13 protein-coding genes are annotated in these 13,091 nt (G+C 63.9%); 6 read left to right on the plus strand and 7 right to left on the minus strand.

Annotated elements, in window-relative coordinates:
- Positions 1-9: 9 nt before the first annotated feature.
- Genes ACLF3G_RS20365 through ACLF3G_RS20385 form a run of 5 tightly spaced genes read right to left on the minus strand, consistent with a single transcriptional unit; the run spans position 10 to position 3,477 of the window.
- The gene (locus ACLF3G_RS20365; RefSeq protein ID WP_430671240.1) at positions 10-1,020 is read right to left on the minus strand and encodes a ParB/RepB/Spo0J family partition protein; all 1,011 of its coding nucleotides are present in this window, start codon (positions 1,018-1,020) and stop codon (positions 10-12) included.
- The gene (locus ACLF3G_RS20370; protein WP_430671241.1) at positions 1,013-1,765 is read right to left on the minus strand and encodes a ParA family protein; all 753 of its coding nucleotides are present in this window, start codon (positions 1,763-1,765) and stop codon (positions 1,013-1,015) included. Before ACLF3G_RS20370 ends, ACLF3G_RS20365 begins: the two co-directional genes overlap by 8 nt.
- Complete coding sequence (locus ACLF3G_RS20375; protein WP_430671242.1) at positions 1,762-2,190, minus strand: type II toxin-antitoxin system VapC family toxin; 429 nt, start codon at positions 2,188-2,190, stop codon at positions 1,762-1,764. The genes ACLF3G_RS20370 and ACLF3G_RS20375 overlap by 4 nt, the downstream gene beginning before the upstream one ends.
- A gap of 4 nt (positions 2,191-2,194) precedes the next feature.
- Positions 2,195-2,515 (minus strand): type II toxin-antitoxin system Phd/YefM family antitoxin, encoded by a 321-nt coding sequence (locus ACLF3G_RS20380; protein WP_430671243.1) that lies wholly within the window; start codon positions 2,513-2,515, stop codon positions 2,195-2,197.
- A 29-nt stretch (positions 2,516-2,544) separates the two neighbouring features.
- A complete protein-coding gene (locus tag ACLF3G_RS20385) occupies positions 2,545-3,477 on the minus strand; it encodes a replication protein RepA (RefSeq protein ID WP_430671244.1) in 933 nt (310 codons plus the stop codon).
- 905 nt (positions 3,478-4,382) lie between these two features.
- Here ACLF3G_RS20385 and ACLF3G_RS20390 point away from each other — a divergent pair.
- Positions 4,383-7,406 carry an SIR2 family protein gene (locus ACLF3G_RS20390; protein ID WP_430671245.1) on the plus strand — a complete coding sequence of 1,008 codons (3,024 nt, stop codon included), beginning with the start codon at positions 4,383-4,385 and terminating at the stop codon, positions 7,404-7,406.
- 167 nt (positions 7,407-7,573) lie between these two features.
- Entirely contained in the window at positions 7,574-8,320 is a 747-nt protein-coding gene (locus ACLF3G_RS20395) for a recombinase family protein (protein WP_430671246.1), read from the plus strand.
- Between the two features lie 17 nt (positions 8,321-8,337).
- Here ACLF3G_RS20395 and ACLF3G_RS20400 read toward each other — a convergent pair whose 3' ends face one another.
- Complete coding sequence (locus tag ACLF3G_RS20400) at positions 8,338-10,623, minus strand: heavy metal translocating P-type ATPase (protein ID WP_430671247.1); 2,286 nt, start codon at positions 10,621-10,623, stop codon at positions 8,338-8,340.
- On the opposite strand from ACLF3G_RS20400, the gene ACLF3G_RS20405 reads away from it, so the two are divergent.
- Positions 10,564-10,800, plus strand: a complete 237-nt coding sequence (locus ACLF3G_RS20405; RefSeq protein WP_304812911.1) for a hypothetical protein — start codon at positions 10,564-10,566, stop codon at positions 10,798-10,800. The two genes, ACLF3G_RS20400 and ACLF3G_RS20405, sit on opposite strands and share 60 nt — an antisense overlap.
- A gap of 115 nt (positions 10,801-10,915) precedes the next feature.
- Here the strand turns inward: ACLF3G_RS20405 and ACLF3G_RS20410 are convergent, their stop codons facing one another.
- Positions 10,916-11,113 carry a heavy-metal-associated domain-containing protein gene (locus tag ACLF3G_RS20410; protein ID WP_304812771.1) on the minus strand — a complete coding sequence of 66 codons (198 nt, stop codon included), beginning with the start codon at positions 11,111-11,113 and terminating at the stop codon, positions 10,916-10,918.
- A 321-nt stretch (positions 11,114-11,434) separates the two neighbouring features.
- On the opposite strand from ACLF3G_RS20410, the gene ACLF3G_RS20415 reads away from it, so the two are divergent.
- From ACLF3G_RS20415 to ACLF3G_RS20425, 3 genes are read left to right on the plus strand one after another with little or no spacing between them, the layout of a single operon-like run.
- Positions 11,435-11,962, plus strand: coding sequence for a c-type cytochrome (locus tag ACLF3G_RS20415; RefSeq protein WP_430671248.1), 528 nt, complete (start codon positions 11,435-11,437; stop codon positions 11,960-11,962).
- On the plus strand, positions 11,962-12,438 hold the full coding sequence (locus ACLF3G_RS20420; protein ID WP_430671249.1) for a DUF305 domain-containing protein: 477 nt from the start codon (positions 11,962-11,964) through the stop codon (positions 12,436-12,438). The genes ACLF3G_RS20415 and ACLF3G_RS20420 overlap by 1 nt, the downstream gene beginning before the upstream one ends.
- Complete coding sequence (locus tag ACLF3G_RS20425; protein WP_430671250.1) at positions 12,438-12,977, plus strand: DUF6692 family protein; 540 nt, start codon at positions 12,438-12,440, stop codon at positions 12,975-12,977. Before ACLF3G_RS20420 ends, ACLF3G_RS20425 begins: the two co-directional genes overlap by 1 nt.
- Positions 12,978-13,091 lie beyond the last annotated feature (114 nt).

The following is a 13,091-nucleotide window of genomic DNA, read 5'->3' on the forward strand; positions in this document are numbered from 1 at the left end:
AAAAGGGAGCTACCGCACCTCGACGAGGCGCAGGTCGCCGCAGGGCAGCTCGACCACCTCGCCTTCGACTTCCACCAAAGCGAGGCCGCTGCCAGCGGGCTTCCTGTCGAGCACGAGGATGCCGCGCTTACCGTCGGCCATCGCGACGACGACTTCCGGCCGCTTGCCAGGCTTGGGAGCCTGTGGCGTTGCCGAGGGCTTGGGGGGCGGAGCGGGCGGATCGCCCGACTTGTCGGCCGATGGGCTGATGGGCGGGGGCTCCGGCCTCGCGGGATCTCCAACGACGGGCAGGGCAGGGGCACCCGCCGGAGCTTCCTGGGGTCTCTCCAGGGCAATGCTGTGCGTCGGCTTTCCGGTCACGGCGCCGATGATCCGCCGCGCCTCCGTCACCGTTAGCGTCTCGCCATCCGGCAGCTGCCCGACCGCAGCCTCCAGCGCCTCCCGCGCCGGCTCCTTTGCCTTCTCCCACGCGCCCTGGAGTTCGTAGAGCGCCCGCATATCGGCTTGGTCCAGGCGCGCGAGCAGGAAGGGCGGCAAGGTCGGCACGGCGCGGAAGTGGCGCAGGCGCCAGTCCGGCAAGCCGGTGACGACGGCGATCTCCTTCACCTTCATCCCGCCCTCGGACAGGCGCCGGATCGCCTCGGCGAGGTCGCTGTTGTTGAGTCCGGCCCGGAGCTGGTTCTCAATGACCTGCGCCGTCAGCCCGGCCTGCTCGTCCTCCACCACGTAGGCAGGGATGTGGCTGCGTTCGGCCAGCCGCGCCGCACGCAACCGCCGCGCGCCGTAGACTAGGCGGTAGCGGTCGCCGGCCAGGGGGCGCACGGCGATCGGCTGCAGGACGCCTACCATGCGGATGGAGGCGGCGAGCTGCTCAAGCGCCTCGGGGTCGAAGGCCTGCCGCGGCTGGTCCGGATCTTCCTCCACCTGGTCGAGCCGCAGCTTCATCGCGGCGCCGGTGTCGTCGCCGAGAGAGGCACGGAGCGAGGTCAGCATGCCGCCGCCGAAAGCCGCCTTAGCCATGGGTCAGCTCCATGCTGGTCTCGATGTGGGAGAAGATGGCGCGGATCTCCTCGGCGGCCTCGCGCCCAGCCTGGCCCTTCATGCGCCAGACCGGGATGCCCTCACTGCCGGCCTTCGCGTAGGCGTCGCGCTTGGCGACTATGCCGGGGAACAGGACCTTGCCGAGCTGGCCGGCGAGCTGTTCGAACAGTTCACGCTCGCGCTTGCTCTTACGGTCGAAAAGGGAGGGGAGGAGGCCGAGGAAGTTTGGTTCATCTCGCTTGTAGTGCGTCGCTACGCCTTTGATGGCGCGCATGAGTTCGGTGATGCCCGCGAGGCTGTAGTCGTTGACACCGATTGGCGCGAGCACTGCGTCGGCCGCCAGCAGTCCGGCGAAGGTCCGCATGCCGAGGGCAGGGGGCGTGTCGATGACGCAGATGTCGTAGGCGTCATCGTTGGCGCGGATGCTGTCGCGGAACATCCCGACGACGGATTCCGGAGCCCGCTCCACCTCCATCAACGCCCGTGTCGAGCGGGTAAGGGTAGCGCCCTCCCCGTCGCGTGGCCGGACAGCGGTCGGCTCGCCGAAGAGCTGCACGCTCTCCACGGGGCAGGCATAGGCCTGGAGCGTGTAGGAGAGATTGGCCTGTTGATCGAGGTCAATGACGAGGGTGCGGTAGCGCTCGGCGAAGTACCAAGCGGCGTGAGCAACGATGTTCGTCTTTCCGACGCCGCCCTTCTCGTTCATCACGACGAGGGTCTTCATGGCGTGGCATCCATCGCGAGCGGCACCTTCTCGGCCGCGGCGGCGCGGGCGAGTTGACCGTCAAAGGTCGCCAGCGGCAGGCTGCGGCGGGCGGCAAGCTCCAGGTAGGCCGCATCGTAGAGAGTGAGACCGTGCCGGCGGGCGAGAGCGGCAGTGCCGTTCCAAGCGCGCGCATTGGTCTCGGCGTCGATCTCGATCGGCAACTCGCCAAGCTGGCGCCAGACCGCATCCACCCGTTCCGCCCGGATGCGGCCGCGCCGCTCGCCCATTAGCAGGCCGTTGCCGACCTCCAGCCGCCACAGTGCTGGCACAACGGCAGCCTCTTCAGCCACGCGGTTCACCAGTGCACGGGCGTCCTCGGCACGCACCTCACCGGCTAGCGCCCATGCGAGGGTCACTGAGGCATCGAGCACGAAGCCGGGCACCGGGTCAGTACCGCCGGCCTTCGTCGCGAAGCGCGAGGATCTCGGAAAGGGAGAAGGGGCTTACGGCCTCCTTGGCGATCTCCTCACGAAGCTTCATGAGGGCGGCGGCGGCGGCGCGGGCTGCGGCGACATTGTGGCCCGGGCCGGTGCGGCTGAGCTTTGCAACCGGACGCCCGTGCCGGGTGATGACCACCTCCTCGCCGCGCTCGACGCGGTCGAGCAGCTCTGCGAGCCGGGTCTTAGCGTCGTGCGCGCCAACAACGGTCGCGGCAGGATGGGTGATGGACATAAATGAGAGATAGAACCAGTTGACCGACTGGTTCAAGCCCCTTTCGGGTGTGGGGTCTTGTGACGCTAGGCGATCTTCCGGATCGGCGGGCTTGACGGAGCGAGTACCAGGCCCGTTTCGGAAAGACTTATGTTTGCCTCGGGATATGCCGCTGTCGCAGCAGAGAGGGCGTCCAGAAACTGCGGACGGAACTGCCGCACATGCTTGAAGCCTCCTCCAAACTGCGCATGCAAGGAGGTCCAACCGACGGGCGTGACGCGGTCGAGTGCGTGCAGCCGGTATGCAAGCCAGATGTAGATGTCGAGCGCCATGGACCGGTCCTTCAGGCGCCGGATCGCGCTCTCCAGGAGCGGTACGGGGTGGTCTCGGAGCGCCTTGTAGAAAGTCTCGTCAAGCGTCACGACATCGTCGAACAGGCTGGCCTGACCATTTGCCTCGGCCTCGCGGAAGAAGAGGCCGCTGCGAACGATTGCGCCCCGCTCGAAGCCATCCTGGGCGCGGCCCTGTGCGTCTGCCGTCGTCCAAAAGAACTTAATCGAGCAGGCGCTGATGCGGCGCGCCTGGTCGCGCAGCGCACGGACGGATTCGCCGCCGACCGACATGCCCATGCGCCCCATCCAGTCACGCATGGAGCCACCGAGCCTGACTTCCCGGCTGCCCGTTCGGACGGCCTGCGTCTGCAGGTAGATCAGGATCATCCGCGCGCGGGCGCCATAGGGGACGCCAAGCAGCGTTGCAGGCCCAGGACCCATCAGCAGCCGGCCTGGTTCCACGAGCAGGGTGACGTTGTGCCCGCGCTTTTCCCAAACCTCGTCATCGTCGAGCTTCTTGTGCGGGAAGCCGGTCAGGCAGAAGCCGGAATAGGTGATGCCGAGCCGCTGCGCATCGTCGCAGAGTACCTCGGCAGCGATGTCGACAAGTGTGCGCTGCTTGGCCGGGACCATCTCCCGAGCTTTTTCTTTTCCGTGCAGCAGGACCAGCCGGTGCAGCTCCCCCATGGCCTCTTCCTGTCATGCGCCTTTCGAGCAAGTTGAAGGATTTGGACTGTGGAGGTCAAGTGTGGGGTTAACCGACGAAGCTATTTGAAGGGTATTAGATTCTTACTAGTAGAGTCGTCGGGAGACCCCACGGGGTAACCCCGATTCGCGTCACCTGACCCCACAAATGCTGTCAGGAGACCCCACGGGGCGAATCGGCGGCACTGTGGGTAACTCGGCGGGCGTCGGGAGACCCCACGGGATAGCATTGGTGTTTGCATGCGAATCGGGGAGCCTGCTCCTCCTTCCGCCCCCGCCCAGCTGTGGAAGGACGATTGACGAAGCTCGGCAGCAACCAGGTGACGACGCAACACCATCTGGCGACGGGCGTCTGCACGCGCTCCATACGCTCAGCTTGCGTCAGCTAAACACAATTCCAACCTCTCCACGTTCCTTGAGGGGCAGGCGCGATGCGGCTCAGAGTGGGAGGCCGCCGCCTCCCCCGCATTCAAGGAGCAGCCGGCTGCGGTGGCCCCGCCGGGGCCATCGGCTCGCTGACGCGGCCTCCTCAGATTTAAGCGCGAACGTGGCCCAGGACCGAATAAACGCAGAGGGGGAGCCGCTGGAAAGGTGCGGGACGCATCGCGATAACGACCGCTTTCCGGCTCCGCGCCAAGCGCCTACGATCCCTAAGACCGATCAGGGCAGAACCGATGGCTAACCCGCCAAGAAAGACCTCAAAGAAGGTAGCAATTCCTTTCTTGCTGATAGACGCTGTCAAGAATGGAAGGGCAATCCTCTTCCTAGGCGCGGGAGCATCAAAGGAATGCCGGGACGCGGCTGGAAACACGCCGCCCGACAGCAACCAACTTCGTGATCTTATAGCACAGAAATTCTTCGGGAAGCCAATGCCGACCCGCCCTGTAATGTCAGTCGCCGAACTCGCGATCAACACAGGCGCGGGCCGAAGCTTGGTCTTTGATGCCGTAAACGCTGCTTTCGAAGGGTTTGCGCCTTCCGATGCGCATCGGATGGTCACCGACTTCAATTGGCGCGCGATCGCCAGCACAAACTACGACCTCTTTCTTGAGGGTGCCTACGACGACACTCGGCGGCGGCGCCAGGTTCTTGTTCCTTTCGTCAAGGATGATGAACCGATCGACGCCCGGAAGGGCGAGGTCGTCAACCCCGTTGAGTATCTGAAGCTGCATGGCTGCCTTCGTCATCGGCTTGATAAAGACATCCCATTGGTCCTGTCATGGGAACAGTACGATGAATACGGACTGAACCGGAAACATCTATTCAGTCGGCTCTCATATTTGGCGCACGAGTGTCCGATTATATTCATCGGATATGGTCTAGCTGATAGTCATATCCGCAGTCTGATCTACAAACTTGAAGCAAGCGCCCGACCTCGCTGGTACATCGTCGACCCCGGCGCGGAAGAAGAGGATACTAAGCTTTGGAACAGCAAAAACATCGAGGTCATCAAATGCCGCTTCGGTGACTTTATGCAAGCGCTAGATGAAGCGATACCTAAGCTGCTGCGTTTCGTTGCTCCTTCAGCGGAGACAGTAAACTTCCCTTTGCGCGCCCACTACACCACCCAAACGTCTCAGGAGACCGATGGCCTTCGTACATCACTTGCGAAGGACCTAACTCTCGTACATGCCACAATGGCCTTCAAGGACCAGACCGCAGAGCATTTCTACTCGGGCTACGACACTGGTTGGGGTGGCATCATAAATCGCATGGACGCAAGACGGAAGGTCACTGATGATCTTCTCTTCAAAGCTTTGCTGGAGCATGCGGATCCGACGGAGCCTCTGTTGTTTCTACTAAGAGGTCCGGCAGGTGCTGGTAAGACGATCGCGCTTAAGCGGGCAGCTTTCGATGCGGCGACCGCTAACAACGTCGTTGCCTTATGGCTGGAAGAAAGCGGGCAACTTCGCCCTGACGTTTTCTCCGAAATCTTTGAGCTGACACATCGGCCGATCTATCTTTTTGTTGATCAGGTGGCCCTTCACGTCGAGAAATTGGCCCTCTTGCTAAAGGCGATGAAAGCGCGGCGCGTCCCGCTAGTCTTGATCGGAGCAGAGCGTGAAGCGGACTGGACAACCTACTGCCTCTCACTGGAATCGATCTTGGCACCAGTTTTTCTTCGCGTTGGTATGTTGTCGTCACGCGAAGTCGGAGATCTTTTGGATCTACTGGAGCGTCACAATTGTCTGGGAGATCTGACGGGTAAAACGCGGTCCGATCAGGTCGCTGCCTTTATGGACGAGGAGCGGGCCGATCGCCAACTCCTTGTCGCCCTCCATGAACTGACTCGGGGCTATCCATTCGAGAAGATTGTGCTCGATGAGTATGAGCGCGTTCCAGAGAAGGCAAGACGCCTTTATCTTGACATCGCCACCATGCACCAGTTCGCGGTATCTGTACGGGCCGGTACGATATCCCGCGTGTCTGGCATCAGGTTCAAAGACTACCAAAAAGAGTTTATGGTCCCGCTAAAAGACATGATCATCGTCGCCGAGGATCGGTACGACGACTATTTCTACCGCACAAGACATCCAAGCATTGCTTCCATGATCTTTATACAGGTATGCGGCGACGATGAGGCCAAAGCAGCGCAATTTGTACGGCTCATTCAAGGATTCGATGTAGGGTATTCAAGCGACCGACGTACACTGGAGGGAATTTGCAAGGGGCGGGTACTGGCAAGGCAGTTTCAAGCGCCAGACGGGGCTAGGGATGTCTTCGGCACCGCGACCTCTGTCGCACCAAACCATGCGTATCTTCGCCAGCAGTGGGCTATTTTCGAAATGAACCACGAGCACGGCGATCTGAGGGATGCAGAACGTCTAGCAGCCGAGGCAGCTGCTATGGACTCGAAAAATTCATCTTTTATCCATACCCAGGCGGAAGTGGCTCGCCGAAGGGCGAATGCCGAGGCTTCGCCTGTCCTGAGGGATCAGCTTCGCCGACAAGCTCGACGGTTCCTTGAAGAGATGCCCAAGCAGGACCGGTTTTGCATATCTTCGAGGTGTAAGCTGGCCGTTGATGAGATCGCGGACCTTATCGAGAACTTGAGTGATCAGGAGCGTGTTACCGACGATAGGTTTTTTGCTGACAAACTCCAGGATACTGAGAGATCACTGACCAGGGCTCAGCAGCAGTTTCCTCAAGATCCGGAGATGGTCGAAACAGAGGCACGGCTCTGGAGCTTGATGAAAGACAAAACCAAGGCCTTGCGTGCACTGGAGCGTGCATGGAAGAAGATGCCGCGCGGATCGGGCACGGCGATCCGGATTAGTAAGATCCACACAAGTGCAGGGCGACCCGATGCGGCTCGATCCGTACTAGAGGAAGCTCTGTCCCGTAATCCAGAGGATAAACTAGCCCATTTTGAGATGTCTATGCATCTGCTTTCCAGCGCTGATCCAGCTGAATGGGATAGGAAGGCCATATCGCACCATCTGGGGTCGAGCTTTCAGGTGAACGACGCGAATTTTGAAGAGAGGTTCACGCTCGGACAGTTTTTATTTGCTACCGGTTTTCCTGAGAGGGCAGAGGCCGTTTTCGATGAGATCGAAAGACGTGCACCAAAGGAGTTCCGACGGTTTGCACCCAAGGCGGATTCGGTATTAACAAAAGGTCTGCCCGTCTATAGCGGCATTGTGGATTCTGTGAGGCATTCTCACTTCATGTTGCGAAGCGGCACTTACCCGCAGCGTATATTTTCGCATCGCTCTGCGTTCGAGGAAGCGGAAGTCGACGAAATTGAAGTCGGACATCAGGTATATTTTCGACTGAGGTTTAATCGCCGAGGGCCGGTGGCGGTCTCAGTTCATCTCAATCCTTCAGGCTGGAATAGCGTCGGAACCGAGCTGTCTGAGCCTGATCTCGAGATACCAGAGATGGTTGCTACTCCACCGTTGCACGCTTGAGGCGCCCCAATCCGGCGGCTCGTGCGACGCCCAGTAAGATCGGGCGTCACGCTCATAGTTCCGATGATTGAACGGTGGGGTACCCCGCCCGCAGTCTGTCACGGACCGTCAAACGCTCGTTTGGATCCGTGACAAGCCGCCAGGGCAGGGGGTAGAACCACCTCAGCATGCCCTCCGATCCTAGGAATACGGTCCAGAGCCTCGCCGCCACCCCAAGCGGGCCGGTGCGCTTCGTCGCCTACTACCGGGTCAGCACCGAACGGCAGGGCCGCTCCGGCCTCGGCCTCGAGGCTCAGCGCGAGGCGGTGGCGCGCCATGTCGCCACGGCCGGCGGCGCGGTCGTGGCCGCGTTCCAGGAGGTCGAGAGCGGCAAGCGTGCCGAACGGCCGCAGCTCGCCGCAGCACTTGCCGCCTGCCGCGCGCAACGCGCGACGCTGCTAATCGCCAAGCTCGACCGCCTGGCGCGTAACGCGCGCTTCCTGCTCGGCGTCGTCGAGGGAAGCGGGGAAGGGGGCGTGGTGTTCTGCGACCTCCCCACCGTGCCGCCCGGACCGGTCGGCAAGTTCCTGGTGACGCAGATGGCCGCCGTCGCCGAACTCGAGGCCGGGCTGATCAGCCAGCGCACGCGCGCGGCGCTTGCCATGGCGAAGGCGCGGGGCATGGTGCTCGGCAATCCGCGCCTGCGCGCCGGCACGCCCGACCAGGCGCGCGCGGCAGCGGCGGTGAAGCAGCAGGTCTCGCGCGCCCGTGCTGTCGACGTACTGCCCTATGTCGAGGCGGCACGGCGCGCCGGCGCGACGACGCTGCGCGCGCTCGCCGCAGCGCTCACCGCGCGTGGCGTGCCGGCGCCTGCTGGCGGACGTGCGTGGCACCCGATGCAGGTGAAGCGCATCGTCGATGCTTGCCGCGGCTGACGCGGCCCGCGCGCGCATTACCCAATACGCGCGCTCCGCAGCCGCAGGGCATTGCCGACCACGCTCACCGAGGACAACGCCATCGCCGCTGCGGCGATCACCGGCGAGAGCAGGATGCCGAAGACCGGATAGAGTACGCCCGCCGCGACTGGCACACCGGCCGCATTGTAGGCGAAAGCAAAGAACAAGTTCTGTCGGATGTTGCGCATCACGGCTCGCGACAGCAGCCTTGCGCGCAGGATGCCGGTGAGGTCGCCACCCAGCAGCGTGACACCCGCGCTTTCGATCGCCACGTCGGTGCCGGTGCCCATGGCGATGCCGACCTCGGCGGCGGCCAGGGCGGGGGCATCGTTCACCCCGTCGCCGGCCATCGCCACCCGGCGACCCTCCGCGCGCAGGCGCTCGACAATGCGCTGCTTGTCCTCCGGCAGCACTTCCGCCTCGACCTCGGTGATGCCGAGGCGCCTGGCCACCGCCTCGGCCGTCGTGCGGTTGTCGCCGGTCAGCATCACCACGCGGATGCCCGCATCCTTGAGGCCGGCGAGGGCCGCGGGCGTCGTCTCCTTCACCGGGTCGGCCACCGCGACGATGCCGGCGGCTTGGCCGTCCACAGCCACGAAGAAGGCCGTGGCGCCCTCGGCGCGCCGGCGCTCCGCCTCGGCGGCGATGGGCGCGCTGTCCACGCCCTGCTCGGCCATCAGCCGCGCATTGCCCACCGCGACGCGCCTTCCCTCGACGCGGCCGGTCACGCCGCGCCCCGCCGGTGCGTCGAAGTCCTCGACGGCCGGGACCACGAGGCCGCGTTCTTCCGCCGCCCGGACCACCGCCTCGGCAAGCGGGTGCTGGCTCGGGCGCTCGAGCCCGGCAGCGAGGCGCAGCAATTCCTCCTCCCCCCATTCGGGCGCGAAGCCGGGCGCGGGCACCACCGCCACCACCTCGGGCCGGCCCTGGGTGAGGGTGCCGGTCTTGTCCACCACCAGCGTGTCGATGCCTTCCAGCCGCTCCAGCGCGGCGGCATTCTTGATCAGCACGCCCGCCCCGGCGCCACGGCCGACGCCGACCATGATGGACATCGGCGTGGCCAGGCCGAGCGCGCAGGGGCAGGCGATGATCAGAACAGTGACCGCGGCGACGATGGCGTAGGCCGCGCGCGGATCTGGCCCCCAGACCAGCCAGGCGATAAAGGCGATGGCCGCGACCGCAACCACCACCGGCACGAACCAGCCCGCCACACGATCCGCCATGCGCTGGATCGGCGCCTGGCTGCGCTGCGCCTGCGCCACCATCTGCACGATGCGCGACAGCACCGTGTCCTGGCCCACGCGGTCGGCGCGCATGACGAAGGCGCCCTGGCCATTCAAGGTTCCGCCGATCACCCGCGCGCCCGCCTCCTTGCGCACCGGAACGGCCTCGCCGGTGACCATACTCTCATCAAGGTTGCTGGCGCCCTCCAGCACCTCGCCGTCGAGCGGCACCTTGTCGCCGGGGCGAACGCGCAGCCGCTCGCCGACGGCGATGGCCGAGAGCGGCACCTCCTCCTCGGTCCCGTCGTCGCGGATGCGCCGCGCAATGTCGGGTGCGAGGTTCAGCAGGGCACGGATGGCGCCACCGGTGCGCTCGCGCGCGCGCAGTTCCAGCACCTGGCCGAGCAGCACCAGCACCACGATCACCGCCGCCGCCTCGAAATAGACAGCGACCGAACCGTCCGGCCCGCGGAAGGCGGGCGGAAAGATGCCGGGCGCGACGGTGGCGACCACGCTGAACACCCAGGCCACGCCGGTGCCCAGCGCGATCAGGGTGAACATGTTGAGGCTGCGCTTCACCACCGAGAACCAGCCGCGCTGGAAGAAGGGCCAGCCGGCCCAGAGCACCACGGGCGTCGCGAACAGCAGTTGCACCCAGTTCGAGGTGGACCGTTCGATCAGGTGGTCGAGGCCAAGCAGGTGGCCGCCCATTTCCAAGGCGAACACCGGCAGGGTGAGCACGAGACCGATCCAGAAGCGCCGGGTGAAATCCACCAGTTCGGGGTTCGGCCCCACCTCGGCGGTCACCATCTCGGGTTCCAGCGCCATGCCGCAGATCGGGCAGCTTCCGGGGCCGATCTGGCGCACCTGCGGGTGCATTGGGCAGGTGTAGATGGTGCCCGGCGCCACGGCGTCGGCCTTGAGCTTTGGGGCGCCTGGCCCACCAAGGTAGCGGGTTGGGTCTGCGATGAACTTCGATCGGCAGCCACTTGAGCAAAAATGGAAGGTCTGCTCGGCGTGCTTGGCGTGGTGAGGCGTAACTTGCGGGTCGACCTGCATTCCGCAGACGAGGTCGATGACTGTGTCGCCGGCATCGTCGGGCCCAAGATCAGTATGGCGCTCCCGATGATCATGGAATTGGTTATCCAGCGATTGCCGTTCGCGCCCGGCATGTGGGCGATTCTGGTGCCGCGGCTGATCATGGCCGTGCTCGTTCATGGAGCCCTCCCAAGCTAGTTCTGGCCAAGCTGTCTGCGCGACCGGCGCAACGACATCTTTATGTTCTGCCGTCCTGCACCCGCCGGGTGCCATTGCTTCTCCGCCACTTAGCGTCGCGTCGGAGACGGCTGCACTATTTGGCGACCGCGTCCCAGCCATCGGCACGCAATGCCGCAATAAGCCGCGCGGCGTCCTCGGCGGCGGCGACCTGCACTTCCCGTAGCTGGGGATCCACCTTTGCCTCCACACCAGGCACTGCCTCCTGCAGGGTGGCGAGGACGCCCTTGGCGCAGCCGCCGCAAGTCATATTCGAAACTGAGATTGTCACCATCGCGTCCGGCCTCCTCTCCGGCTGCAGGGAGGTGGTGATTCCCTTTGTGGGAGAGTCAAGGACCGTCTCTCGTTCAAAACGCGAAAGTCGAGCCATTGAGCCCCGTCATAATTTGACAAAGCATTGCGCCGCGCGCGGTACTGAGAAGGCATGGCACACTAAGTTCTTCTATCTCAATGGCTTGTAGCCCCCCTCCTTCCCAGTTGGAGGGCGCAACGCCTGACCCTCGGCGGGCAGGGCGTAAAACTCGCAACCGAACGTCCTTTCGCCAGTTCTGCCTCTGCCGATGCGGGGGCACGGGCGACAGGGAGCAGGGAGCGCATGAACGAAAGGCGGAGTAGCATCGTCCTTGGCTTGATTGCCGGCGCGGCTGGAGTTCTGGTCGTACTCGGGGCAACAGGGCTGATCATCGTTTATACTGGAGCTTACAACGTCGCGGCGACAGAGGAGCACGCCGCCGTCACGCGCTGGGCCTTTGACACAACCTTCCACCATTCCGTCGAGCGCCGCGCTGCCACCTTCGTGCCGCCGGACGGACTGACGCCTACGGCGGGTGCCGCCGCTTACAAGGCGATGTGCCAGCACTGTCACGCCGGACCGGGCGTCGAGCAGGCGGAGTGGGCAAGCGGAATGCGTCCAAGGCCGCCACACCTGATGGAGGCTGCGGCGGACTGGGAGCTGTCGGAAGTGTTCTGGCTCGTCCGGCACGGCGTGAAGATGTCGGGGATGCCCGCCTTCGGACCGACGCATGACGACGAGACGATCTGGCGCATTGCCGCCTTCGTCAAGGAACTGCCGGCCATGACGCCCGAGCGCTATGCATCGCTTGGCGGGAGCCAAGCGCAGTGATGGCGGATAAGAGCGGGAAGATGGGCATGTCGTACTGGCGCTTCGCTGCGATGATCGCAACCTCGACGGTCGTAATGTACGGGCTGATGTACCTCAATACCTACGCCTGGGAGCAGGTATTCTGGAGCGAAACACGCGCTTGGATGGCGCTTCTAATGGGAGCGACGATGTCTGTCATCATGCTCGGCTGGATGCTGGGCATGTACCAGAACCGAGCATTCAACCTCGCCATCTTAGGTGGCTCCACCGCTGTCTTCGCGCTGTCCCTCTGGCTTGTGCGCGGTCAGGCGACGGTAAACGACCAGGACTATATGCGGGCAATGATCCCACACCACTCGATTGCAATCCTAACCAGCTCGCGCGCGCAGATCTCTGACCCGCGCGTGCGCAAGCTTGCGGATGAAATTATCGAAGCGCAGGAGCGGGAGATTGCAGAAATGAAGTACCTGATTCGCGACCTCGCGAGGCGAGACTGATGGTTGGCCGGAATCTCTCTTTCGCTGCATCGCTGCCGTTTGTCGTTGTCCTGGCGCTGCTGGCTGGCTGTGACGGGAGTGATGCGCCGGACGACCTTGTCCAGCATGCGCGGGCGGAGGAGATCACCCGCATTACCCCCGCAGCGGAGGCGCTTGCCAACGCGGTCGTCGCAACGCTTGATCCCAGCACGCTGAACGACGCCGAAATCCGTGCGGTGATCGGTATGGGGCCGCGCTGCGAGTTCCGCTACACCAGCGCCGGTCGGCCTGTCCTGGCCGTGGCGGCGCAGCCGGAGGGACAGCCGCTCGGCGGCGTGGTGAAGCTGAACGGACATCTTGTGCGATTGGAGGCGGAACCCGCCAGTGGCGCTACGGAGACGCCCGAACGCCTGTTGCTCACGGCCAGCCCGGTGCGGATGTCAATCATGCCTTTCGTTGCGGCGGAAGGCAGCACAGCGGGGCGTCGCGATGCGGACCTAGTTTTTGAGGTCGGAGAGGCGCTGCGCATTGGCTACGGCGGCTACCTTAACTGCCGATAATGAGCACCACGGCAAGCTCCTGAATCCTGGCACTGATACTGGCCTGACCGGCCAAGGTCGCTGTTGAGGAGTTCGTTTTTCTGTGAGCCTTTGTCTCGAAGCGGCAGGATCCCG

Origin of the sequence: Falsiroseomonas sp. HC035, from assembly GCF_050563525.1 — a bacterium.
GTDB lineage: Bacteria > Pseudomonadota > Alphaproteobacteria > Acetobacterales > Acetobacteraceae > Falsiroseomonas.